Here is a 24,597-nt window from a genome sequence, read left to right on the forward strand (position 1 = left end):
CTCACGCCCATTTTTCCACCTCCAACCCTCCATGGCATCCTCCGTCGTGGTCGCGGCTATTCTTCGTGGTGTGATCCTGCAGATTAGGGCCGGGCTGACTTAGTAATACTCGGCCTGCTTCAGCGTCGCCCAGCGAGGAAGATTCGCCGGTGCCGCATCTCGTTCTCGCATGTGCCTTCACAACGATCCTCTTCAATTCAATCAGGCGACGAAGGACACGTTCGTCCACGTACGCCGATGCGTCGCATATCCAAATGGTCAGCATCTTGTTGACCTCGTTTTGGTCAACGCCATAGTGCTGAGCTGCCTGAGTGATCGTTACCCAAGCCGGAGTTCCACGGATTGACTGTGGGCTCGGCACTGCCAACAGGGCACCACAGACTCGGACCACCCCATCGTCAACCACCACCGCTTTGGGGGACGGCCGACGCGACTACGGCTCCCGGGGCTTCGCTACGGTTAACAGCAACCTCGACTTGCGAGTGATGCGCGCATGTTGTCTTAATCAAGTTCGATGACGGTGCACTTGGAGGTCGGCAATTTACGCCCGGCCAGTGATCCCTATAAGGCCGGAATGCTCTCTTCACATGAGTGGTTGTGCAATCATCGGCTGTCATGGACCTTGCCGAGTTCGTGAGGCGGACAGACGTCGAGCAATCGGTTTTGCTGCTAGGGGCCGGTGCCAGTGTTCCGTGCGGCGGACAAACAGGTGTCGAACTAGCCAGGGACTTGTGTGACACGCTTTCCTCAGGACAAATCGAATCAGATGAGTTGGCTGAAGCGGCCAGTCTGCTGGAGGAACGCTACGGACGCCAAGCTCTCGTTGAGGCCCTGTCAGTCAAGTTGGAACCACTCCGCCCCGATGGACCGACTATAAGTCTGGTATCGCTGCCTTGGCAACGGATATATACAACAAACTTTGACCAGGTGATTGAGCGCGCATGTCAAGAAGCAGAAAGATCCTTTGAAGTTATTCGCTCGAATCGTGACTTTACAAAGCTCGACAGCGGACGCCTAGAGGTCCTCAAAATCCATGGTTGTATTACCCGCGACCGCGCCTTGGGCCATCGCGACAGCATGGTCCTCACTGAGAGTGATTATCAGGAATTCGATAATCAGCGCGAAGCACTGTTCGCCAAATTGCTGTTTGAGCTCCACACAAAAGACGTTTTGATTATTGGCCAATCTTTAAAGGACCGACATCTTCGAGACCTCATAGACGAAGTTGCAAAGCGCGCTAAACGCCAGAACACATCTAATCGGATTCGAACATTGATTTATAGTTCTGACCCTGCCAGACTACGCCTAATCTCTGAGCGTGGATTAGAGGCTGCATCCGGCAGCATTGCGGCATTTATAGACGCAGTAATGCGTTCAGGAAAATCTTCCGAAGCTTCCAAGCCGAGAAGTGCTAGGGGTACCCTTCCAAACCTATTGCTACCGCGAACAGAAAAAATCGCAAACTCGATTAATAAGCCAGCTGATGCGCCGCGCATGTTCAATGGGTCCTCCGCATCCTGGGCAGATATAGAGAGCGGTTATACGTTCGCCCGTACCATCGAAAATTTGCATGCGGATGCACTTGAGAAAGGCGATTACACTTACCTGACAATCCTTGGTGCGGGAGGCGTAGGAAAGACTACCGCCGCGAGGCGCATACTTTATCGGTTGCACAAAGCCGGATTTGATGTTTACGAGCATGTTACCGAATTTCCCTTTACTCACGAACCATGGCTCGAAGTTGCGAGCTCCGCAAAAGCAGGGAATCGACCAGTTTTTCTTCTGGTTGACGAGGCCTCCAAGCATCTATCTGGGCTCAACCGACTAGTCGCCGAATTGGATCGCGAGTCAAACAGCTACCTGCGAATCGTCTGTACAGCGCACTTGAGCGCGTGGACCCAACGTGCCGTGTCTGGATTGCTACGAAAAAGTGGACGCGAAGAGACTCTGAAGATTCTGCAGAAGCAGGATGTCAGAAACCTGGTCGACTTGATCCGGACTCAAAGCGACATTGGGAAGCTGGTTGACCCGCAGTTTGCTGGTATGAGTAGATCGAATCAAATTAATGCCGTGCACACACAATGTGAGGCGGATATGTTTGTGGCACTGAAGTACTGCTTTCCCGGCGACGGAATCGATGAAATTATTTTAAAGGAATACCGCGATCTGTCCGAGGATGTTCAAGAGGTATATAAGGTAGCTGCCCTATTGGGCGCCACGTACGCGATGCCGTCCCGTCAGCTAATTCTGGACGTAGTCGGATACAGCTGGGAAGAGATACCTGTAATACTCAAACAGTCTCGCGGTGTGCTTACGGAACGATTGGTCAATGCAAAGGAAGGCATATACACGTGGAGCACGCGCCACCCTATAATTTCGCAAGTATTGGTCCGCTTCAAGTATACCGATCAAGACGAGCTCTATTATGCCTATCGGCGGATCGTGGCAACGCTTAATTCTGCAATGCTTCTGGATCGCAACATCATTCCCAGTATATGCAATAATGACTACGGGATCGGTCGCATCAAGGATGCTTATAAAAGGATAGAGCTGTATGAACTTCTATGCGAGAAGACTTCGCTCGGGGCTCCTTGGCATAAATTAATTTCCAATTGGATGGACCTCGACTTAGACAAAGCATCCCTCGCGATACGTCGGGCAGAGAATACGATTGGAATCGATTCGCCGATCCAACGCTATAAGGTCAGATTGAATTTAGTCAGATCTGCACAATACCGCAGATTAGGCACTGATGACTATATCGCATTGATACTTGAAGCTGAAGACGTTGCGCGAGAGGGCCTTGAGAAGTGGCCGGACAACAAATACTCATACCTCTCTCTTGTGGATGTCGGCAAAGCTCTCCATGAAGCAACCCGGTCGACAAGAATTCTGGAGGACTGTGTCCCACTTCTAGATCGGGCATACACAGATCTCCTCGACAACGATATTCTCAGGTACAAACGTCTGGCGGAGCGCGCAATAGCCGACTAGCTAGCTTTTCGAGCTACCTTGAGCATTTAAGTTACGACGTCAAATTTCGCGAAATATCGGTACATCGTCGCCCGGCTTACCCCGAGGTACCTGGCAATCGCTTTACCTGTATGACCGTCGGATTGCATCCGCTTGGCTGTAGCGATGTGCTCGACGTCACCCACCTTCCGAGGCCGGCCAAATTTTGTGCCGCTAGCGCGAGAAGCTTTTCGCTTCAATGCCGTTCGTTCCTTGATCAGCTCCCGCTCATACTCCGCTAGCGACCCCAGCACCCCTATCATCAGGCGCCCGGCCGGAGTGGACGAGTCGATGCCGTCGCTGATGGAGATCAACTTGACGCCACGGTCACTCAATTCTTTGACCGTCGCCAAGACGTGCAGCATGTTGCGGCCCAGCCGGTCCAGCTTCCATACCACGACAACGTCGCCCTCGCGGACGTACTGCATCAGCGCGGCCAGCCCGGGACGGTCATCCCTTGCGCCGGACATTGTGTCGGAGAACGTCTTCGTGGCCCCTGCCGCTTCAAGGGCCTCGTTCTGCTGGTCGAGGGTTTGGGCGACGGTGGAGACTCGGGTATAGCCGACCCGTTGGCCGAGTGAGCGTCGGTCAACGCCAACTTCGTGACTCATATGTATTGGAATCGCAGTTTTGCGCAGGTTATTTCCGAGACGAAGTTTTGAGACAGTCCGACCTCGCAGAACGTGACCGGGTCCGACCTGCCGGTCGCTGTCTTGTATCTGATCTTTTTTGAGACAGCGCTCCAAGCTCTGCGCTGGGCTAAGGGTAGGTCGTGCTGCTGAGCTGTTTCACACTTCCGCTTGGGTCGCGACTGAAGACCATGACCCGCAAGCTTGGGATTGCACCGGATTGTGCAAGATTAATCATGCCGAGCGCGTTCGTGCAGCATACTGACTTTGCTGTGCCTGAATAGCACAGGTCGATGAACCCGGGTGGCATGAAGCGACCGCCGAGCGGTTCCATACTGTTAGCCCAGCGTTGCCTCCCGTCCCACCACCGGGACAAGGCCTGTTCGTGCGCGGTTGCCCGGCCGATTTCGACATCGAAGACTTGAATCGAGGTATATCTCGCTGCAGCTAGTTCGCGGAATAGTTGTGGCCCCTGGCCTGACCAGGTCAAAGTTCCCTCGATGACGACGTTCTCTCCCCGGCTCACACAGATCTGCCGCATCTGATCAATTAGGGCGGTGGACTCCCGATGAACAAGGGGCGCTAGCTCACGGGGGGCTATGCAATGCCCGTCGGCGAGTCGTCGATGGACCAAGTCGTCATAGATGCCATCACTTAAGGCCTGTGCGATGAGGTAGTCCTTAACGATGTCGGCGTCGAGAATTCGGTAATTCGTGAGCCGGGGCACCTGGGCACGGAGAAGGGTGGTTTTCCCGGCACCCGGTGGACCCGCAGTCACGATCGCCAAGCGGCTCACCTGGGGGCGAGGACCAGAATCGAGATATTTCTGGATGATGCTTTTCCGAAAGCGCCGACGGCCGATATCTGAGGCGTACATCTTGTTGGTGCAATGGTCAGCGTCGGTGTTCAGCGCGTGACCCCTGCCCGAGAGGAAGTTGAGTTCGGCGGCGACGTCGGCGCGGGATCCTGTCATTCCCGTCAGTAGCTTTGAACTGCTTGCTCTGCCTCAGCTGCCTGCTCGGTACGGGCCGCCTCCTCGAGCTGGTCCCGCTGCCGCTCCATCAATTGGCTGAACTCCCCTTCGGACAGAAGGTCTCGGTAGTAGGCCGTCTCGATCTGATCCCAGTCCCCACGGATGTACGCGTCGGTGGCGATGCCCTCAATGCTGGGAACGTGCCCGAAGGAATACGTCCGGTTTAGAAGCATCTCCATCATCGTCTCGTCGTCGATCAACCCGGCAGCGCGACGATCTATCACCTCTGCAGGTGTTTCTTCTAGGCGCGACGGGTCCTCGTCAATCCGGCGAATAATCCGCTGGACGGTCGCTTGCGAGATGCTTCCCACGACTTCACTAATCAGTCGCTGCGGTACACCGACATCGTGAGCGGCGTGGTAGATCTCCCTGTGGAGATCTTTCTCCGCGACGCGTAGATGCGCCGCCCCTGCGGTCAGGCGCTGTAGGGAGTCATCGCTTCGATCAAGTTGTCCAGGCATCTCCAACCTCCTGATTCATTATGAATCATACTCTACTGTACGCGTATGCGGGAAGTGCGTCTACGCGGTCCCAGAAGGCGCGATAACCACGTCGTGTCGAGCGATTGCCCCCGAGTTCACCGGTGAGCATGACTAATGACCGTGGATCGTTCACCAGCGCACTTGCGCTACGTTGGTTAAAATCTGAACGCGATTCACGTGTCGACAATGTCGCGGAGTCCTACACCCGCGAGCCCGCTGACTGCGATGCCGACTAGCATCTGGCTAGCGACGTTCGCTCATGGCTTGACGTTTTCCAGCATCGCCTTCGCTATCGCAGCGGCGTCGGGTATCGCCCACCCAGGGTCTCTTGGCCAGCCGTTAGTCGGGTCGTAGCTGCTGGCTGCGTTTGGGACTTGGCAGGTGCGCGTTTCGACGATGACGTTCTCGTGCGCACCTAATGCCTGCTGACAGGCATCCGGTCCGTTCAGGCCACTATTAGTCGCCATGGAAACCGTGATGAAGTCTCCTTGTCGCTGCACCGCGCCCAGTACATAACTGGCGCCGTTTTCGTAGCCGAGGGTCGCAGCAACCTCTCCCTTGGCGCACGTGCTCCATTGAGCCTGCGAAGAGGTCAGAAAGTCTTGCGCTTGACCGGCGGACGGGTACACGGCGACGGTCTGCTCAACAAGATGTGGCCCTTTGTCCGGCCCACCACGGTAGAGGTTGCCATACATCTGAGTCTTGATTTCCGTGGGCTGGGAGGCAGCGTATACGTCGTGCTCACCAGTGAAGACCACCCCAACACACGACCGGGGTTTGACCTGACTCGAATGATCTGACATCCCATACGACGAGGAAGTGATACCGAGCGCAATACCCCCGCCAGCAGTGGCCGGATTGTCACTGACGTTTGCTCCCAGCAGCTTGCTTAACTCGTCTCCCGTTAGCAACACGTGATCAATCGCCTCCGGCGAGAACGTCGGCCGTGCTGGCGGTGACGTTGGTGGCTCACTTGCCGACCCGACGCGATCAGATTCATCGAGGAGCAGGACGCCATTCACCGACGACACCTTGAACCAACGGCTTTCAGTATTGGACGTTCCGTCGCGTCGGAGATAAGTGAGTTCGGCAACGACGCTGCCGGTGTCGCGCGGACTAACCGAGAGAACCGTCACCGAATCGATCGTTGCCCAGAAATTTCTGAATTCGCTTTGCCTTGTCTGGTTTTGGTAGCGAACATCGAGCTTGGCCCATGCATCGTCGGGATGTGCTGGGAGGTCGGCGTAATAGCCTATGACGAAGTCACGCATGCTCTCGAAAGTGATCGGTGGCGCAGCTGGTGCACCACTACCGGTGCTGCTATTCCCGTGTGGGGCATCTGCTGGTCGCCGAAGTAAGAGCGCGGCCGCACCGATCGAGACGACCAATAGAACAACAACTATGGCCATTAGGTATCCAGCCCGTCGCTTAGTTGCTTCGGCCCGAGGGACGACTGCAGGCTCGGCCCTGGGCGTCGCCGACGCAGTGGGAGCTGAACTTGTTGTTCTATTGGCCGGGTCGATTCTCTCGGCCAGAGCGCGTGCGAAATCCGAGCAGCGTTCGAACCGGTCGTCGGGGCGTTTGGCCAGGCCGATGGCGAGCACGGGGTCAAGTTTCGCCAGAGCCGGTCGTCGGTCAGCCAAAGCGGGTGGAGGAACGTTGAGATGGCGACTGATGACAACTGCCGGATTAGAGTTCTCGAACAGCCGCGATCCAGTGAATAGATGGTAAGCCGTGGCCGCCAATGCATACTGATCCGCGCGCCCATCAACGTCTTCGCCGAGGAGCTGTTCGGGCGCGCTGTAAGCCACCGTGCCCACGGTCATGTTCGTCTTGGTAAGGCCGCTGATGTCGTCGACCTTGCGGGCTATGCCAAAATCCGTCAGCAGAACTCGCTGCTCGCCCTCGTCGCTGACGTGGGTCATCATGATGTTGCCTGGCTTTACATCTCGATGCAGGAGATGTCGTTTGTGGGCATAGTCCAGCGCGCTGGCGACCGCAGTGACAATCCGGACCACTTCTTCGACCGGCATGCCAGCCGGGTAACGATCGGCTAGAAGCCGCGACGCATCGAGACCGTCGACCAAATCCATCGAGATCCAAAGCTGGCCGTCTTCCTCGCCGCGATCATGCACACCGACGATGTGGGGATGCCACAGGGTCGAAGCAAGATCAGCTTCCCGGTTAAACCGGGCCCGGAACTCTTCGTCGGCCGACCACTCGCGAGGCAGCAATTTCAGTGCGTCACGCCGGGGCAGTCGCGGATGCTGCGTTAGATACACCTCACCCATGCCGCCAGAGCCCAATAGGCGAATGACGGTGTACCCGGCGAAAATCTCACCGTTTGCCAAGGGCATGGACGAATATTAGGGGTTGCAGCAAAGCAGTGGTCCTGTTCTGACGGCACTCTTTTTTCTTTTCCAGACGAGGGATTAGACCCCGGCTCAGCGCAACCCCACGTGCGGGGACCAATTGCTGTCAGGCGCACCTGGTTAATCGACGCCGGTTAAGCTCCACCGCGCAAGCGAATGACCGATCGCTTCCCGAGGAGGGACGTCAGCCGCCGCACGAGGGTCTCGACGACGGCAGCCTTGGTCGCGAATAGAACAGCAGCAGTGGCCACCCGTGTCCGCCGCCTGAATGGTCCGGCCGCGCGGCGTTGACCGCGTGCGTCGGCTGGCTGTTTGATTGATACGCAGTGGGAGTCGAACTTTTTGTTCTATTGAGTGAGTCGGCTGGCTCATCTGTCTATAGAGCGGCCACTCCACAGCCCAAGATCACGGAGGCGTCGCTCACATCCCGCCTCGTAGTCGAGCGGGTTGTAGGGGCTCGGGTTCCATCCATTCGCCGCCTCCGCCATCTCCTTGCACGCCGTTACGGGCGATACGCCGCTTCGTACCATGTTCATCGCGCGATCCGCACCTTGGTGATAGCCAGCCTGGTACGACCGTGCGTCCGGTTGCGGTCTGGTCGAACACCCTGCGACAGTCGTCACCGCGATCAAGACCGAAATTCTCGCGGTCTTGCTCATCACCCAGCGCCTCAGCATGTTGTGGTCATGAATGTGGCGACCACGCGGGAAAGATGTTGGACGAATATGACCGGGGTGTAGTTGATCGACGCGGGAGTCTTCCACAGCTGCAAGGCTTGCCGTGTCAGTCGAAGAGGTTCGTGCTGCACGTTGGCGGCGATGCCACGGGTAGTCGTCATCAGCATTGGCGCGGGTTATCGGGGCAAAAACTCAGCAACGCCCCGACCAAAAGGATGGCACCTAAGGCACGGCATGACCACCTGCTTCGTTTCATCGCCACTCCTTTCGGTCCAACGACCTACCGACTCTTACAAGCCCTACCTTCTGACGACTTGTGGGCAGTAAGCCGCAGCGGCGATGCCCGCGAACAAAGCTGCTTTCTGGACAGTGACCGCCGGATTCGCACGTTGCAGAATCGGGACCTCGTCCATAACAGGGTCAGCACCCCTATCTGCGGCCATGTCTGCGCAGGCGATATGGGCGAGGCGAATCAAATCCTCTTGGCTGTTCGCATGGATGTTGTCGCGGGCCATCATGTATAGGAAGTAACAGTCCGCGTTTACGGTCGGTGGGACGAACCGGTTGGGGCAGGTGATCTCAGCGTGAGCGGGAAGCGTGATCGACGGCACCATGGCTGCCGCCAATGGCAATGCCCAGGCGATCCCGGTGATGATGGTGGGGACCTTCATTTTGCCTACCTTGTCGAAAAAGTCCGCCTTATTTTCCGCTAGTGAGGCTTTTTAAATTGCAGATTGCCGTATTTCGGGCAGTAGTGGGCCACCGATAAGGACTCGAAGATCGCCGCGCGGTCCGACCTCATGCCCAACTGGGAAACAAGAGCGTCGGCGATGGCATCCGGACTAGTTCCGCTATCAAGACCTCCGCAAACCTGATGTGCGATCCGCAGCAGATCAACGGGAGCACCGACGACCCCATTGTTATTAGCCGCCTGGACAAACTCGTCATCGTTGCTGTCGGCGTGAGCGAGACCTATCGAAAGCAATGCAAGCGGCATCGCCACCAGAGACGCGGTAAGGGACCTTAGTTGCATGTCGTCACGCAGTGATAGCCGGTGTTACCACTGTCGTAGCACTGTGTCTGACAATCAGCTTTGGCAACGCCGGTGCCGAACATCAGCATCGAGGCCATGCCCGCAATCAGTCCCGTGATTGCCTTCATCCCGTTTCCCTTCGAATGCCGTCGGCAATTCCGAGGCGCCCCATGCGCGGCAAACACGCGCCTTCTTAGAGTACTACTAGTAGGGCAGACAGTTCTCGCTTTTGGCTGACTACTAGGACGCGTGCCGACGCGACCGAGCCAGAACGATCCGGACCGTGTCGCCCTCTGGGAACTGCGCCGCCGTGAAGTTGGAGAACGAATCCGGGCTCTTCGCATTGAGCGAGGTCTCACGCAAGAAGCCCTGGCGTTGCGATCAGGCGTGACGCGAAACGTGCTGATCGACGTTGAACTCGGCCGACGGGGCTTGCTTTACGAGCGGCTATTTGACATCGCCGAGGCGCTGCATGTTCCTGCGGCCCTGCTTTTCGGGGCAAAGCCGTAGTCCGCCAAGCCAATGCCAATTCGTCCCGGCGCGGCAACCAGCATCTATTTCACACGCCCGCCGCCCGGATCCATCATCGGCAAACCCTGGCCCGGCAAAACGTCCTGCCCCGGCTAGGGCGAGCATGGCTTCCGCTGCGGCGATTGTGCGAGCCCCGCCCTGATTGTCCTCGTGTAACCAGGCCGGTCTACGGCTGGTTGGGCGGGCGGAAATCGAGCTTCGATTGCACTGCCTGCATGGAGTCGGGGTAGCGCGGGTCAACGTATGTGAGGTCATGACCCCGGCGTTGCAAATACCGGCCCGCCGTGTAGATGCCAAGGCATATGAGCGTGAAGGCCGCAACGATGCCTGCAATAGCGAGGATCTGCATGGACTGCCTCCATGGAACGCACTAGATCTGAGTGCTCCGTGATCCCCAGTCTCTCGGAGAGCGCCGGAATGTCAACTGCCATTCCGGCCGGGATCGCCACTGACTTGCGCAGCGGTGTCGGCTTTAGTCCCATAGAACGAGGTAGGTTGGGCCGGTCGAGGGGGGCAGTGGTGGTCGGCAGGAAGCTGGACGTCGATCTCGACGCGTTAGCGTGTTCGGCAGCGCATGTCGGTGGGCAGGCTGAGGATTTAGCGAGCGCCCACTTGTCGTCGGACGATCAGATTACGGCTGCACAATCGGGTTGGGTGGGCAGCTCCGCAGCAGCGCTGGCCATCAAGACCGACGTGTGGTTGGAGACCTCCCGCAGGCTTCTGGGCCGGGTCGGTAGTCATGCGACAGCGCTGAGCAATGACAGGATCACCTTTTCAGCGATGGAGAACGAGAACGCTGAGGGCATGGGCGCGGTAGTGCCGGGTGCCGACGGGATGCCTCCTTCAGCCAGGGCGTGACCAACGATGTTGACCGTGGCCGATATTGATCGATGGAGCGCCGATGCGGTGCGAACGGTTTTCCATGCTGCAACCGCACGAGGGCAGGCCACACTCGACGCCTCACGACAACTGAGTTCATTGGCCGTTTTTGACAGCTGGGAGGGAGCGACGGCCGAAGCTCGCAAACACACCAACGCGTCCATCCGCCAAGACCTCGACGCACACGGCAACGAGTCCCTCGCGGTGGCCCAGGCCGCAGCCAAGGCCGCCGACGACATCGAGCACGTTCAGTCCAAGCTACGCACGTTGCGCCATGATGCCGCCGAGCTGCACATGCAGATCGACCCGCTGAGCAACAAAATTGTCCCGACTTCGGCCGCGCTCCCGACCGAAGCCTTGATCGCCGAAAACCAGCTGCAGCCCCAATTGAATGCGATCCTCGCCGAAGCCAATGCGGTCGACCAAGAGCTGGCGACCGCTATCAATATGGCCGACGGAGACATCCCAGTACCACCGGGGGCGGGTGTGCGAATTCCAGGCGGGCAGTTGGATGCCCCGCCCCCGGGCGAGAACACCACGACCGGACAATGGCAGCTCGACACGTCGCGCGCCTACGACGAACCCTTCTCGTCCCCCCAAGGTCCCTACATCCCATGGCGGCCTACCACCATCCCGGAAAAGCTTGCGACCGGACCGACCACAGGACTGCTCTCGACCGATAAAACCGGTCTGAGCAACACCGCCAATGGATTCGATTTACAGCAGGGATACAAAATCCGACTTACCGGCGGCCAGGCCACCGGGATCACCAAGATGGTCCAGGGTGCCGACGGGAAGTGGTACCAAGCCCGGTGGGTCGAAAACACCTACGAAATGCAGACCACGAAGGTGCTTCAAGGAACTGGCAGCTTGGGCGGTATCACGGGCTACCCACTCGTCATGCCGTGGAAGCCGGTATCGCTGGGCGAAATCATGAATACTTCCGCGATGTACCCCGGTAAGACCTTCTACCTTCCAGACGGGTGCGGTGGCTCCATACCGATCGTCAACGGCAAATTGCCGACACCCACTGTTCCGGTCATGACCGCTCCGCATTGAGCGAACCCGATGACTAAATCTCTTCGTGTTGCGCTGCGATCGGCCGCAGCGGCTACTTTCGCCGTCACGATTGCCGTCTCGGCCTGGCTGTTGATTGGTCCGGATGGAGGCAGAGCTTCCGACTGCGCGACAGCCCGCGCCATGTGGACCTATTACGAATCGCAGCTCGCATCAGCGCGAGCGGCTACCCAGGATCCCGACGCCGACAACGGCAAAACCGAAGCCGCCTACCAACACATGCTCAACCAATTGCAGGCGTACGCGGACCGCACCAGCACACCAGACATACGGTCGGAGGCGGAAGCGATCGTGGCCATCAACCGAGACATGTTCGAGCACTGGAAGAGGTGGGTTGCCGACAGTCAGCAGGAACCGTCAACCCCGACCGGCCCAACGCCCTCCGACAAGCAATTCGTCGACGATTTTGCGAAAGATGCAGAAAAGCTCAAGGGCATCCATACCGTGCTCGAACAAAGATGCGGAAGCTGATCTGGAACCCCTAGCGGAGACCTTCGCGCACAATGTCATCACCTATAGGTGGTGCGTCACCACAAGATGACGACGGCGTTGTTGCCACCCACGCATCGGACAGAGTCGACGGTCAGGCCGTTGTTGAGGTGCGAAGTGATGCCACCATGGCATTCCATTACATACGAGTCTCCGGTTACCGGACTGTAGGCCACCACGGTGGTGCCGCCCTGGCTGAGGTAGCTCTTGTGGACATTCAACGCGAACTCGCACGAAGTCACGTTGGTGGCAACCCCCGTGCGACCGTCAGGGCAAACAAGAAACGTGAAGTTAGGCGGAGGTGCCGTCACCGTGACCGGCGGCGGTAAAGCCTGAGCAGTTTGTGTCACAGTCACCGGAGGTGGTGCCGTAACCGTGATCGTCGGCGGCACACCAGATGTGGGAGGTACCCCCACCGTGATGGGCCTTAGAACCTCACTCCCCCCTGAGGGCCTGCTCAACTGGTTCACCCAGGCCCCGATCACGACGGCCAACACAATGAGTGGAACGAAGATAGCTGCGGCAATCAGCCATGTCCGTCTCCACCGAAGATCCTTGGGCTCTTCTGCTGAATAGTCAGACCAGGCAGTAGGTGTCGACTGGGTGTCGCGGTGCTGGTCAAAGTCGGACGCGGAGTTGACGATCTCGGTCTCATCGCCACCAGCCCCATCATGCTCCCACGCGACGGTCCCATCCTTCTCATCGGCCATCGCTTTATGGTGGCCGAATCCGACGCCTCATACAGCCGAATTCGCTGCAACGCATCCACAATTCGTCGGCAACTCCAGGGGCTTCGCGCGTCTAGAGCGACGTGCCGATACCGGAGCCTGAGCGGTATGAGCGACTGGGCGGCTTTCTGCCCCACCTGGCCCGCCACTGATCAAGACCAACTTCAAGCACCGGTGACTCCGCTCGACCTGCCGGTCTCGTCGACCTGCTCCGTACCGTCGATCACGGCCAAGCGATTCGCTCGTACGCCTCCGAACGTGGCCGATCGGCAAGCGCGTTACCGGCACGGTGCCCTTCGGAGAAGGCCTGGGCTTGTTGCGGATGCCGCTACACGCCAAGACGGGAGCATCGAAATGTCCGAACCGCAATACCGGGGAGTACTGGCGTGTGTCGTTCTCCGAATACGCCGAGCCCATTTCGACGGCGCACTGTATGCCAAGTGGAAGACGGCCGAGATGTGCATCGGGCTACCTCGCGAAAAGCAGCAGGCTCGACACGAGTGGATCCGTACCGGCCCACGGTGCGGACGCACACAATCCCACGTACCCGTCGTGATCACCTACACGCGTCGCCGGTGCGGTCGTTAACCGTCAAGGTGTGCCCCACATGCAGGTGGGTGTCGAGGATCTCAAGTCGGAACACCCAGGGATTAGCGGAGATCACTGACTAGGACACCGGTACCCGCAGCGCCCCCAGGCGGTGGACTTGGTCGCCTTCGCGTTCAAATCTATTCAAGTTGAAGTCCAATTCGGCTCAAGCTGAAGGCGATTGGGCTGGGGGGATATTTGTATTTAATCGCTTCTCGACGCGAGCGATCGATATTCCTCAACCGGTAGCCCGTAGAGTTGTGCCAACTTCTTTTCGATCCGGGATTCCCAGTACGCCGCTCTTCCGGCCGCGCTGTGATGTCTCTCGGCATGGGTTCTGAGGCCGTGGTAGGTGATCTTTTCCCTCTTGTCGAGGCGAGCGTTGAGGGGTTCGAGGTCACGCAGGATGTCGGTGTAGGTGACGACATGGATTTTCCCTGGGCCTAGGAAGATTGGGGCACCGCGCCAGTCGAGTAGTTGGTTGACCAGAACACGGATAGCCTCGTCGCGACAGACCCGACAGCGTGGCTCCCGAACTTCGAAGACGCTCCGCGCAGTTTGCTCAGTCCTCAACAAGCCGCACCGCCTCCGGCAGCACACAACTGATGTCGATGACGTATTCGCTTTCCAAGCGTCCGATTTCGTGAATGTATGCCAACACTCTGTCCGGCTTTGCGTCCAGTGCGTAGACATGCCCGACACCACGTCCGCGTAATTGGCCGTGGGCGAACCGCCGAGCCACTGTCAGATCTGAGGTCCACGACATGCCCTCCCGCCCGCTCGGCGTGCAGCCCCGGTAGACGGTCACGGGTCCGGTTGGCGGTGCCGCCGGCCGGCCATCCTCGGTGTATCCAGCCGTTCGGAAAAGCTCGTCCCACACGTCTTGTTCAAGCGCGCTCTCAGGGTGTTCGGATATCGACCAAGCGACGGCGACGACGCTGGGGTGCGCAGCAAGGTCGAGCGATCCGCTGTAGTAAAGGCCGGAAAGCAACGCAGGCGCATTGTTGCGCCCCAGGCGGGCGCAGGCTAAATCAAATGTCTCCGCGTCCATTTGGCCGTCGAACTGGTAATCTCCATTCTCATCTTCGTATAGGCCTCCAAGATAAAGACTCTCGCAAGGTGTAGTTGCAGCTTTGGACATTAGTGGTTCCTTTCACTGGATTTGGACTGGTGTCCGTGGTCAACTTCGATCTGGGGATGTCCCAGATTTGTCAGTAAGTGGCCCAGCTCAGCATCGGACTCACCCGGACTCTTATCGAGGGCTAGGGGCCTACTGACATTTCTGGGGACGATGAGGGCGGCGGGATCAATATCATCGTTGAGGGAGTAGCGCCAGATTGTCTTGTTGTTCATCCCTTCCTCCTCCCCACACACCACCGCGCCGAGCATCTGCAGCGCTTGCAATTGCCGGTCGACGGTGCTGCGCGGCTTTCCAACTCCTTTCCGGACTTCAGTGGTGGTGCTGTCCGGATGCGCGGCAAGGAAGTCGATGATCGCCAGTCGTAGCGGCGGCATCGAGTCTCGCGCGCAACGGATCGCCAGCCGCATTGCGGCGCTTCGGCTCATACCGATTGCGGCTCCGCCCCGCATCACCTGGGCGAGCTGTTTGGCGAACCTCGTCGGCATCTCTGGTGCGTGGGCATCGACCACGTTGCCCCTGCCATCGAACTCGACGCCCGTGCGTGCCAGGGTAACTAGGTTTGCCGCAGCCAGTAGTTTGTCGGTTTCCTCGGGGCTCACTTCGATACCCGTGGGGCTGGACCCAGCCAGGACATCGGCGACTGCCGTTGACAATTCGGCACGCATTTTGTCTTCGTTGCCGGTATTGGCGATAGCCTGGCGGCCCGCGCAGACACGGTCTTTGGTGGAATCCATCCGGAGCAATACGAAGCGATCACCCATGGCAGCGATGACGGCATGAGCGGTATCCCAAGCAGTTGTCACCGCACCCACCAACGCAATTCGTCCTTCCCACTCCAGCGTCCGACCACCATCGGTCCCGACCGTCCGGACCCAATGACCGTCGTAGATCTCCCGCAACGCAGCAAGGACTTCAGCGCGCATTTCACGGCCCATCGACAAGATCGACGTCACATCCTTGATGACCAACAGACCCGTTTCACCGATCTGACGGAGCAGTCCCCCGCTGGCGTCGACGCTGCGCTCCTTCTTGGAAGTCGCTGACAACAGCGCACCTTGCGACGCGATCGTCGACACGACATGGGCGCCCGGGCCGTGCAAAGCTTGCACTGTCTCGGTCTTTGCATTACCCGACCCGGAGACCAGCAGCAGCCAGAGTGGGTCGCCGTCGAGGCCCTCGACTGCTGCGGCAGCCATGCCCGCATTGATTGCATCTAAGTCATAACCGTCGCCCAGCCAATCCCGAAAGACTCTATGCGCCGTATCAAGTGCCGACGCCCGCTCAGCGTCGGTCCGCTCCACACGGACCCGCCTGGCCCCCGGGGTTGGTATATTGGGCATCTTCTCCGCGACCCGCTGGTGTACCTCATCAAGGTCAGCGACCCGCGCTTCTCGGACTGCCCAGGCGACGATCTCGTTCCATTCGTCGAGTGCTTGCCCATCGCTGCGCTGGCGTTCTTGACCATTCGGCTGTCTGGTCACTGCATCAAAGAACAGCGGCCTCAAGGTGTCGATCGCCGATGCCGCTGAAAAGTAGCCCGCCCGAGCTTCTTTCAATGCGCCGGTGACCACAGAGACCGTCGAGCTATGCCGACTCCGCTTTTCTCTGAAGCCCACCTTCATCGCCTTTACCCAGCCCTGCAAGATTTCTGGCCGTTGAGCACGGTGATATTCGGCGATGAACGCCGAGACTTCTGTGGTCGAGGAAGCAGCCTCCGAATGCGCGGTGGCGGTGCGGGAGTTGAGCGTCCTCCGATTCGCATCGACCAGGCGACCTAGCGCTTCACCGGTCCGGTCTTGTGGGCCATCTGCGGCCAGGGCTTGCAGATCCGGAGGTTCCACCCATCGGTATTGGCGGACGGCGCCGTCCAGCTTGGAGAGCTTCTTGGTCGGAGGAATGAACAGGAACCCGCGTCCAGTGCCCTCAGGCGTGCCAGCCTTGAGATCGATTCCAGGGCAGACGTTATCGAGGGAGCGGACACCGATAGTCGACACCAGTTCGTGGGTTCCGCCCGACGGGGTTTGGGCCACGCCGTAAACCCGAGGCATGGTGCCGCTGGCTGCAAGATCGGCGCGGGACTTATCGCCTCCGTTTCGAGGATCGGTGTCCACTCCGTCGACCTTGCGCCCGCAGACCATGCCGAGAGCGTCACCGGGCTGGTACTTCTCAAGCACACGAAGATCCGGTTCTGTTGACTGCCACTTTTTCGGCAACCAATAGCCGCACCCGTGGTGGCCGCCGCTGGAATCCCAACCGCCGTCGAAATGCTTGGCCGGCTTCGCGATGAAAACGGGTACACCTGCCTCAATCAGGACCCGCGCCACCCACAATGGGTCGGTGCGCTCGTCCGCGCCCCGATCTGGCAAGCCCGCAGATTCTGAGCCCGATCCCTCAACGGCCGCGCTCGATATCATCGTCGGTCACCACCGTCGAGGAGTTTGCAGTCGAGAATCCGCAGGTCGGCCGCAAACCAGGCGACGTAGCCGAGATGGATATGCCACGCCTTGAAGGTCAAGTCCCACCACCGCGCTCCCGCCGGCAACGCCATCATCGCCGCGATCAAGTACTCGTCGCATTCGCAGCTGAGCAAGACATCGTCGTAGTCCTGACCGAGATGTTCGAGCATGGTCGTCACTGGACCCCCATCCGCCGCGCGGTAGTGGGCGTCATCGACGATGCTGGCGTAGAAAGGGTGGCGTCCGTCGCCAATCCGGCCGGTACCGCGCAAAGCCGGATTATTTCGGCAAGATCTGCGTCAGTGAAGCGCCAATAGCGCCCCATTTTTCGAGCCGGGAATTTCCCAGAACGCAGCTGAGTAGCGAGCCACCGTTCGGTGGTGCCGATTTCTTTCGCGGCCTCTGCCAAGCCCATTAGCGCCATTCGCGCCTCCTGATTACTAAGAACTACCTTGGAGATCGCTGCAGACCCTATGTGCCTGCCGAGCTGCGTGCAAACACACAAACAGATCTAATCTGAAAAAAGGCTGAGAGGATTTGACACGGGTTTGGCACGGGCTTGACGCCGCATGGAAATGGCATTGACAATGGCGACACAAAATCCCAGCTTGGTCGAATTAGCACTCGGAATTTGCTCTATGATGCATATCACACAGAAAAGAGGGAATGGGCCGGGAATGGAGCGTTTCAAGCCAGCAGAGTTGCCATTGCCGCCGCCGCGACCTGGCCAGCCGAACGGTCCAGGTGCGCATATATGCGGGCCGTGGTGGCGGCATCCTCGTGACCAAGGTGAGCCGATACGGTAATCAGCGGCACCCCCTCACGCAGCAGCCAGCTGGCACAAACATGGCGGAGATCGTGGATGCGCGGCCTGGCGGTCAACAACAACTTGTCTGGGTTGTCCTGGTCGTTGGTCATGGCCTTGGTTACGCTCGGAGCCCATACGTTGCTGCGCCAGCTGTACAACCGGATGGGTCCGCCCTCGGTGTTGACGAATAACCACTCGTGGCCATAGTCAAGCTGGTCGAGCACCGCAGCGGGGACGTTGATAGTGCGCGTCGACCGTCGGGTTTTGGGCTGCCCGATCTCATATTTGGCCGCGCCGTTACTCGGCGTCCTCTTCCAAGCCCTGGTAATCCTGACGGTGCTGTTGGCGCGGTCGACGTCACCAGGTTTCAATGCCGTGGCTTCCGAAAATCGGCATCCACTGGCCACCAGAAAGTCAAGGAACGGGTGCCAGCACTCGGTGAAAGATGCCCTCAGCAAACGATACTCGTCTTTGGTCAGCAGGGTCATGTCGCGCCGGAGGGTGCGCGGGACCCGAATTCCCGCTGCCGGGTTAGCGGGGATCTCGCCCGCCTTGACGGCCAGGTTCAGGACGCCCGACAAGAAGCCCAGTTTGTTGCTGATCGTCTTGCCGCTGGCACCGCCAGCCGACATCCTGTTGACCCATTTGGAGACGTCGGGGCGGCTGAGTGTCGACAGCGGAATATGACCGAGCACCGGCTCGATGTCACGCGCAAGGTAGCGCCGGTACTCAGCGATGGTCTTCTTCTCCACACCAGTCAGGGTGTCTAGGTGCTCGGTGACGTAGCTCGCGAGGGTATGCCCGCACCCGGGAAAGGAGACCTTCCAAATCTTGCGGGCCTCGGCCGGGCCTAACCGGTTACAGACGTCTTGAAACTTCAGCGCTTCGGCGTGGTCGTTGAAGCTAGAGGAAGTCTGCTTTCCGTCAAGGGTGTAAAGCACCGAGAAGTAGGCGGTGCCGTCCTTGCGGGTTCGGACGCGAATGGACGCCATAGACGAGGAGCCTATACCCGGATCTTGACGTACATCTTGACGCAGCATCGCTAACAGACGCTTCTAGGCCTCTGACCAGCATTTTCTCAGTGGAGCTGCCGGGAATCGAACCCGGGTCCTACGGCATTCCCTCAAGGCTTCTCCGTGCGCAGTTCGCTGTGCCTCTACTCGGATCTCCTGGTCTCGCGAACTAGCCAGGATGACGATCCCAGTCGCTGTTTGATGTCCCCACGGGTCCCGCGACCGAACCCGTGGGTGGGTCCCTCTAGCTGATGCCAGGGTCCGGGCCGAGGGCGCTCCCGGTCTGACAGACTAGCTTCGCTTAGGCAGCGAGAGCGTAGTCGCGCTGATGTGAATCGGCGCTTATATAGTTGCAACGACGCTTACGGTGGTCTCTTGCCTGCACCGGCACGCTTCCCTTGATTCGATGCGCGAAGTCGAAACCGTTCAGCCCCTTGTCTTGTGTTTTCGCACATCCCGACCGATTTTCGGCCGGACACTCCATTCTACGGGTGCACTAACGAGCAGCAACTAATTTATGTTCCGCGCCGCCACGCGCGCCGCAATCAAGTTGCTCCAGGTCCGGGCGCGAAGCCGGGCACCCCCGGTCTCGCGACAGCGGGGGTGCCCGGGGCGCCTGGCGACGTTTGCCGATAGACGCCTGTTTAGCTCGCTACTTGATGCCGACGACGTCTTGCGCGATGGCAGCGACGCGCGTCTGCGCGGCAGAGACGAGGCGCTGCCGATTCTTGTGGGCCTCCTCGTAGGCGATGATCACCCGGACATCCTTCGGCGAGGTCAGGTCCTTGATCGCGGCGACGGCGTCGTTGATGTTGAGGTCGTCGTAGCCCTTGATCGGCAACTCGTGTGGTTCCAGCACACCAACCGATTCGCGCCCGGAGTGCAGCGCGTCGGCGGCACGATCCGCACCTTCGGAGCGGGTGACCCGCTCGGCGGCACGCAGGGCGGCGTTCTGCGACGCCGACAACGCCTTGGTCGCGATCTCCCCGGCATTGTTTCCGCGCTTGACCAGGTCGTTGATGGCAGGACCGGTTGATCGCAGAGCGTCGACGGCACGGTCCAGCCCACGAGCCGACCACGCAGCGGGCAGGTTGACCAGCTTCACCGCGGCGCCGGCGGCGGCCTGCAGCGGGGTGCGGCGCAGCGCGGCCGGGCCACCGAGGGCATCTTCGGCCAGCACGGTGGTCAGCCAATCCACCGTCGCCGCGTGCGCGGCGATCAGCCGGTCGGCCAGGCCCACAATGTCCTGCTTTTCCGCGGCGACGGCCAGCGCCTTGGTGTAGCGGGCGCGGTCGAGCAGCTGGTCTTCGAGCGCCAGGTCCCCCAGCAACGCCTCGTCGAACGGCTCGGCCTGCTCGGTCAGCGCCTTCACCGCGGCCGCGGCGCGGCCCAGGAACGGACCGATCACGTCGGGGAAACCGCCGAGGTCGCGGATTGCGGCCTCGATGGCCTCGGCGCGTTCGCGGCCATTTGCCGCGTTCTGGGTGAGCTCGCGGCGAACGGCCTCGGTGCGCGCCTGCGCGACGCGGGTCTCCGCGATCTGAATTTCGGTGTTGGTCAGATCCAGCAGTGTGCGAAGTTGGGCGAGCAATCTGCTCGTGTCGGGTGCGGTCATACTTACAAGGCCTCCTACGTTGGCTTTTGCTTGTCGGCGCGAAGCGCGCCCTTGCATTTGGCTACCCGTCGCGGCGCCAGAGCCAACATGCACAGGTGTGACATATGTCGCATTCACCCGTCGGCTGCGCCAAAAATGTTGTCAGATAACGAAATTCAGCTTCTCAAGAATTTGAGCAGCAAGATCTTTATCTCCGCCGAGGTCGATGTCCTGCGGTCGGATCGGGCACATCGGCCGGCCCCCGGCAAGCCGGGTGAACTGCAGCGCGTTCACGCGGATCGTCGCCGTCGGCTCGCGACCGCCGAAGTCCTCGACTACCTGGGCGCGCCCGTCGACGCTGACGCGGACAGAGCGCGCCAACCGGCCGGTCAGGTCGAACTCGACGCGTGCCCCGTCGGGGGCTTGCGCAAGTTTGCCCACGACGAAGCCCAGCGTGGCGGCGATCTCGTCGAGCGACAGCCGCGCGGCGACCCCGCTCAGCTCGTCGTCGGACGACGGCTGCTCGATCGCCACCCGGATGTCCTGTTCGTGCATCCAGCAATCGAAGACCCGGATCCTCATGAACCGTCCATAACTGTCCGGGCCGGCCGGCGTCCTCGTCTCGGCGTTCCACTCCTCTTCGGACATCGCGCCCAACACCTGGCGCCGATCCTCGATCACCGCGCGGTAGCGCTGCAGGACACTGCCGATGGGCTGCCCGGCGAAATGGCGCACCCAGCACTCATTCATCGCGCCCACGCCGTTGCGGACATGGTCGAGCCCCTTGACGTCGATGTCCGGCTCGGGTGGCGCGATGCCCTGCAGGAACGACTCGGTGCCGATGACGTGTGACACCACCGCCCGCACATCCCAGCCCGGCAGTGGGGTCGCCGCCTGCCATTGGCTCTCGGCCAACCCGGCCAGCAACGCGTCGATGGAATCCCACACCGTGAAGAGCCCGTCCAGCACCTCAGCTTTGTCCAGTGTGGTGACTGCGCGCGTGGCCATGGTCGGATGCTAGGCCGATTACCGGCCCGGCGTTACCCCCATGCCGAGCCCCGTCCCGTCCCGGAGCCGTCAGCTTGCGGCGATCATGGCCACCGACCCCATGGCCATCACCATGCCGATCCCCTGCCAGCGCGTCACTCGTTCGCGCAGCACGATCATCGCCAGCACGACCGTGGCGGCGGGATAGAGCGAAATCATGATGCTGGCCAGCGAGAGCAGCCAGGACTGCAGCGCGATCAATTGGGTGACCAAAGCACAGATGTCCAGCAGGGCGATCGCCAACGCCAGCTTCAGCGACTGCCCCCGGGGCAGCCGCAAGTTCCGTCTCGACGCGGCCAGGATGGTGATCACCACGGTCGCAGACAGTCGCGCGAACATCAGCGGCCAGAGCTTGGAGTCGTGCGGCGATTGGTGCAGGAACACCAGATCCAGACCGAACGCGCACCCGGCCAGGGTCGTGAGCCCGGCCACCTTGGCGGTGAACCGGAACCGGCTGGCGCCGTCGCCGGTCGCCTCCCGGCTGACCAGCATTACCGCGACGATGGCCAGGCCGACGCCAGCCGAGGCCGCCGGGCCGGGGCGCTCCCCCAGCGCGACGCCCACGGCGACCGGCACCGCGGCATTGAGCACGCCGGCGAGCGGGGCGACCACGGAGATCGGGCCGGACCCCAAGGCCGCATAGAACGCCCACATGCCGAACGCCTGACCGACGCCGTACAGACATCCCCAGAAGATGGCACCGGAATGGATCGGGCCACCGACGGTGAAGGCGAGCAGCCCGAGCAGCAGCGCCTCGACCGGGTAGGCCGCCAGCATCACGCGCAGTGCGGCGACCCGCCGCGCTGCTACGCCGCCTACAAAATCGCTGACCCCGTACGAGACGGCGGACAGCTGCGCGTAAGCGGCTCCGATCAGTTCATACCCTTTGCTCGGCGGCCCAGTTCACGTAGTACTTCGCGCTGGGCATCACGGCGGGCGAGGTCTTGGCGTTTGTCGTGTGCCTGCTTGCCTCGCGCTAGCGCGAGCTCAACCTTGACCTTGCCCTCGGAGAAGTACAGCGAAAGCGGCACCAGGGTGAGGTTACCATCACGAATCTTTCCGATCAGGGTGTCGATCTGGCGCCTGTGTAACAACAACTTTCGATTGCGGCGCGGGTCATGGTTGGTCCAGCTACCGTGCTCGTACTCCGGAATGTGCAAGTTACGCAACCACACTTCACCGTCGTCGACGGTTGCGAAAGCATCGGCCAGCGAGGCCTGCCCCTGCCGCAAGCTCTTCACCTCGGTGCCGACTAAAGCCACCCCGGCCTCGAATGACTCCACAATTGAATAGTTGTGCCTAGCTTTGCGATTGGTGGCGATGATCTTTTTGCTGTCACGCTGGCCACGACCCGTCGCGCCGGCATTGGACTTATTGGCCACAGCTAACGCCGTACGTAGAGGCGCAGCGTCGCATATGCGGTCAACCCTGCCATCGACACGCCGAGCAGGAACAAAATCGGTGAGATGTAAAGAATGTCGGCGTAGTCAACGCGTGCGATCAAATTGGCTTGGTAGAACTGATTTAGCGCGTTGTCCAGGAACAGCGCCCGCACCACGAGCAGGCCGGCGACCGCAATCGCCACACCAACACCCGCGGCCAGCATCGCTTCCACCAAAAATGGCAACTGGGTGTACCAGCGACTGGCTCCCACCAGCCGCATAATCCCGATCTCGGTACGCCGTGTGTAGGCGGCAACTTGGACCATGTTGGCAATCAACAGAATTGCGCCGACGGCCTGCACCAACGCCACGGCGAACGCTACGCTGCTCAGGCCGTCCAGCACCGCGAACAGCCGGTCGATCAGGTCCTTCTGGTTGAGCACCGAAAGTACTCCGGGTTGGCCCTGCATCGCGGAGTCGAAGTCCTTGTGTTGTTCGGGATTGTTCAACTTGACGATGAACGAGGCTGGGAAAGAATCCTTTCCGGCAACGTCCTTGTACTGCGGGAACTTTCGGATCGCGTCGTCGTAGGCGTCTTGGCGATTGAGGAAACGAACCGATTTGACGTCCTGTCGCTTTTCGATCGCTTCCCGCAGCGCCTTGCACGGATTGGTGCCGCAGGATGGATCATTCGCGGAGACGTCCTCGGTGAGGAACACCTGCGTCTCGACCCGGTCGAGGTAGATGGCGCGCGAGTGCTCGGCCAACCGGACGACCAGCAGACCGCCGCCGAACAGGCCGACCGAGATCGCGGTCGTCAGGATCATGGCCACCGTCATGGTGACGTTGCGGCGAAGCCCGGTCAGAACCTCATTGAGCAGGAAGCCGAAGCGCACTAGCGATCCATCCCGTAGACGCCGCGCTGTTCGTCACGAACCAGCCGGCCCAGCGACAGCTCGACGACGCGCTGGCGCATCGAGTCGACGATGTGGTGGTCATGGGTCGCCATCAGCACGGTCGTCCCGGTCCGATTGATCCGCTCAAGCAGATCCATGATGTCGTTGCTGGTGTCCGGGTCAAGGTTTCCGGTCGGCTCGTCGGCCAGCAGGACCAGCGGCCGGTTGACGAACGCGCGGGCAATCGCCACCCGCTGCTGCTCACCACCGGACAGCTCGTTGGGCAGCCGGTTGGCTTTGCCCGACAGGCCGACCGTCTCGAGCACCTCGGGCACCACCCGGTTGATCTGATCGGAGCGTTTACCGATGACCTCGAGGGCGAAGGCGACGTTCTCATACACCGTCTTTTGCTGCAGCAGACGAAAGTCTTGGAAGACACAGCCGATCACCTGACGCAGCTTCGGCACGTGCCGCCCAGGCAGCTTGTTGACGTGGAACTTCGACACCCGCACGTCGCCGCTGGTCGGTGTCTCCGCCGCCAGCAACAACCGCATGAACGTCGACTTGCCCGATCCCGACGGGCCGATCAGGAAGACGAATTCACCCTTGTCGATTTTGACGTTCACGTCCTCCAGCGCCGGACGCGCCGACGCTTTGTACTTCTTGCTGACATGGTCAAGGGTGATCATCACGGCACGCCAGTGTAGCGGTGAATTTCGCTGCGACGCGA

24 protein-coding genes, 1 other RNA gene and 1 pseudogene are annotated in these 24,597 nt (G+C 60.1%); 5 read left to right on the forward strand and 21 right to left on the reverse strand.

Annotation, left to right across the window (positions count from 1 at the left end; translation table 11 throughout):
• Positions 1 to 615: 615 nt before the first annotated feature.
• Positions 616 to 2,994: an SIR2 family protein gene (locus tag G6N33_RS05165; protein ID WP_081662206.1), complete on the forward strand. Its 2,379-nt coding sequence runs from the start codon at positions 616 to 618 to the stop codon at positions 2,992 to 2,994.
• 26 nt (positions 2,995 to 3,020) lie between these two features.
• On the opposite strand, the gene G6N33_RS05170 is transcribed toward G6N33_RS05165, so the two are convergent.
• From G6N33_RS05170 to G6N33_RS05195, 7 genes and pseudogenes are all read right to left on the reverse strand, one after another.
• Complete coding sequence (locus G6N33_RS05170) at positions 3,021 to 3,623, reverse strand: recombinase family protein (protein WP_044510346.1); 603 nt, start codon at positions 3,621 to 3,623, stop codon at positions 3,021 to 3,023.
• A gap of 148 nt (positions 3,624 to 3,771) precedes the next feature.
• On the reverse strand, positions 3,772 to 4,614 hold the full coding sequence (locus G6N33_RS05175; RefSeq protein ID WP_049919205.1) for a zeta toxin family protein: 843 nt from the start codon (positions 4,612 to 4,614) through the stop codon (positions 3,772 to 3,774).
• A 5-nt stretch (positions 4,615 to 4,619) separates the two neighbouring features.
• Positions 4,620 to 5,135, reverse strand: a complete 516-nt coding sequence (locus G6N33_RS05180; RefSeq protein ID WP_044510345.1) for a hypothetical protein — start codon at positions 5,133 to 5,135, stop codon at positions 4,620 to 4,622.
• Between the two features lie 278 nt (positions 5,136 to 5,413).
• Positions 5,414 to 6,427 carry a sensor domain-containing protein gene (locus G6N33_RS27835; protein ID WP_081662400.1) on the reverse strand — a complete coding sequence of 338 codons (1,014 nt, stop codon included), beginning with the start codon at positions 6,425 to 6,427 and terminating at the stop codon, positions 5,414 to 5,416.
• A 21-nt stretch (positions 6,428 to 6,448) separates the two neighbouring features.
• Positions 6,449 to 7,513: pseudogene (locus G6N33_RS27840) on the reverse strand (serine/threonine-protein kinase); the annotation flags it as partial.
• Positions 7,514 to 8,504: 991 nt separating this feature from the next.
• Positions 8,505 to 8,876 carry a DUF732 domain-containing protein gene (locus tag G6N33_RS05190; protein WP_044510344.1) on the reverse strand — a complete coding sequence of 124 codons (372 nt, stop codon included), beginning with the start codon at positions 8,874 to 8,876 and terminating at the stop codon, positions 8,505 to 8,507.
• Between the two features lie 38 nt (positions 8,877 to 8,914).
• The gene (locus tag G6N33_RS05195; RefSeq protein ID WP_231382704.1) at positions 8,915 to 9,202 is read right to left on the reverse strand and encodes a DUF732 domain-containing protein; all 288 of its coding nucleotides are present in this window, start codon (positions 9,200 to 9,202) and stop codon (positions 8,915 to 8,917) included.
• Between the two features lie 285 nt (positions 9,203 to 9,487).
• Between G6N33_RS05195 and G6N33_RS05200 the strand changes: the two genes are divergently transcribed.
• Positions 9,488 to 9,748, forward strand: coding sequence for a helix-turn-helix domain-containing protein (locus tag G6N33_RS05200; RefSeq protein WP_044510340.1), 261 nt, complete (start codon positions 9,488 to 9,490; stop codon positions 9,746 to 9,748).
• A gap of 187 nt (positions 9,749 to 9,935) precedes the next feature.
• On the opposite strand, the gene G6N33_RS05205 is transcribed toward G6N33_RS05200, so the two are convergent.
• The gene (locus tag G6N33_RS05205; RefSeq protein ID WP_044510338.1) at positions 9,936 to 10,118 is read right to left on the reverse strand and encodes a hypothetical protein; all 183 of its coding nucleotides are present in this window, start codon (positions 10,116 to 10,118) and stop codon (positions 9,936 to 9,938) included.
• 170 nt (positions 10,119 to 10,288) lie between these two features.
• Here G6N33_RS05205 and G6N33_RS05210 point away from each other — a divergent pair, with 170 nt between their 5' ends.
• Genes G6N33_RS05210 through G6N33_RS05220 form a run of 3 tightly spaced genes read left to right on the forward strand, consistent with a single transcriptional unit; the run spans position 10,289 to position 12,196 of the window.
• Entirely contained in the window at positions 10,289 to 10,627 is a 339-nt protein-coding gene (locus G6N33_RS05210; RefSeq protein ID WP_155945945.1) for a WXG100 family type VII secretion target, read from the forward strand.
• Between the two features lie 15 nt (positions 10,628 to 10,642).
• Positions 10,643 to 11,707: a hypothetical protein gene (locus G6N33_RS05215; protein WP_155945944.1), complete on the forward strand. Its 1,065-nt coding sequence runs from the start codon at positions 10,643 to 10,645 to the stop codon at positions 11,705 to 11,707.
• Positions 11,708 to 11,716: 9 nt separating this feature from the next.
• Positions 11,717 to 12,196, forward strand: a complete 480-nt coding sequence (locus G6N33_RS05220; protein ID WP_155945943.1) for a hypothetical protein — start codon at positions 11,717 to 11,719, stop codon at positions 12,194 to 12,196.
• A 56-nt stretch (positions 12,197 to 12,252) separates the two neighbouring features.
• Here the strand turns inward: G6N33_RS05220 and G6N33_RS05225 are convergent, their stop codons facing one another.
• The 13 genes from G6N33_RS05225 to ftsE all read right to left on the reverse strand — a co-directional run bounded on the left by G6N33_RS05225 (position 12,253) and on the right by ftsE (position 24,556).
• On the reverse strand, positions 12,253 to 12,924 hold the full coding sequence (locus G6N33_RS05225; protein ID WP_155945942.1) for a hypothetical protein: 672 nt from the start codon (positions 12,922 to 12,924) through the stop codon (positions 12,253 to 12,255).
• Positions 12,925 to 14,092: 1,168 nt separating this feature from the next.
• A complete protein-coding gene (locus tag G6N33_RS05230; RefSeq protein ID WP_155945941.1) occupies positions 14,093 to 14,671 on the reverse strand; it encodes a hypothetical protein in 579 nt (192 codons plus the stop codon).
• Positions 14,671 to 17,037, reverse strand: a complete 2,367-nt coding sequence (locus G6N33_RS27375) for a helix-turn-helix domain-containing protein (RefSeq protein ID WP_231382575.1) — start codon at positions 17,035 to 17,037, stop codon at positions 14,671 to 14,673. The genes G6N33_RS05230 and G6N33_RS27375 overlap by 1 nt, the downstream gene beginning before the upstream one ends.
• A gap of 44 nt (positions 17,038 to 17,081) precedes the next feature.
• On the reverse strand, positions 17,082 to 17,399 hold the full coding sequence (locus tag G6N33_RS05240; protein WP_049919200.1) for a hypothetical protein: 318 nt from the start codon (positions 17,397 to 17,399) through the stop codon (positions 17,082 to 17,084).
• The gene (locus tag G6N33_RS27975; RefSeq protein ID WP_044510328.1) at positions 17,303 to 17,551 is read right to left on the reverse strand and encodes a helix-turn-helix domain-containing protein; all 249 of its coding nucleotides are present in this window, start codon (positions 17,549 to 17,551) and stop codon (positions 17,303 to 17,305) included. The genes G6N33_RS05240 and G6N33_RS27975 overlap by 97 nt, the downstream gene beginning before the upstream one ends.
• A gap of 263 nt (positions 17,552 to 17,814) precedes the next feature.
• A complete protein-coding gene (locus G6N33_RS05245) occupies positions 17,815 to 18,927 on the reverse strand; it encodes a tyrosine-type recombinase/integrase (protein ID WP_044510326.1) in 1,113 nt (370 codons plus the stop codon).
• 87 nt (positions 18,928 to 19,014) lie between these two features.
• Positions 19,015 to 19,382: a transfer-messenger RNA gene (ssrA, locus tag G6N33_RS05250) on the reverse strand.
• 218 nt (positions 19,383 to 19,600) lie between these two features.
• Positions 19,601 to 20,563 (reverse strand): hypothetical protein, encoded by a 963-nt coding sequence (locus G6N33_RS05255; protein ID WP_044510324.1) that lies wholly within the window; start codon positions 20,561 to 20,563, stop codon positions 19,601 to 19,603.
• 141 nt (positions 20,564 to 20,704) lie between these two features.
• Positions 20,705 to 21,550, reverse strand: coding sequence for a maleylpyruvate isomerase family mycothiol-dependent enzyme (locus G6N33_RS05260; RefSeq protein ID WP_044510323.1), 846 nt, complete (start codon positions 21,548 to 21,550; stop codon positions 20,705 to 20,707).
• A gap of 69 nt (positions 21,551 to 21,619) precedes the next feature.
• Positions 21,620 to 22,369 (reverse strand): EamA family transporter, encoded by a 750-nt coding sequence (locus G6N33_RS05265; RefSeq protein WP_231382574.1) that lies wholly within the window; start codon positions 22,367 to 22,369, stop codon positions 21,620 to 21,622.
• Positions 22,370 to 22,461: 92 nt separating this feature from the next.
• The gene (gene smpB, locus G6N33_RS05270; protein WP_456299195.1) at positions 22,462 to 22,914 is read right to left on the reverse strand and encodes an SsrA-binding protein SmpB; all 453 of its coding nucleotides are present in this window, start codon (positions 22,912 to 22,914) and stop codon (positions 22,462 to 22,464) included.
• A gap of 59 nt (positions 22,915 to 22,973) precedes the next feature.
• The gene (gene ftsX, locus G6N33_RS05275; RefSeq protein ID WP_061558688.1) at positions 22,974 to 23,867 is read right to left on the reverse strand and encodes a permease-like cell division protein FtsX; all 894 of its coding nucleotides are present in this window, start codon (positions 23,865 to 23,867) and stop codon (positions 22,974 to 22,976) included.
• Positions 23,867 to 24,556, reverse strand: a complete 690-nt coding sequence (gene ftsE / locus G6N33_RS05280) for a cell division ATP-binding protein FtsE (protein WP_044512967.1) — start codon at positions 24,554 to 24,556, stop codon at positions 23,867 to 23,869. Before ftsE ends, ftsX begins: the two co-directional genes overlap by 1 nt.
• Positions 24,557 to 24,597: the final 41 nt, after the last annotated feature.

This window comes from Mycobacterium simiae (assembly GCF_010727605.1).
GTDB lineage: Bacteria > Actinomycetota > Actinomycetes > Mycobacteriales > Mycobacteriaceae > Mycobacterium > Mycobacterium simiae.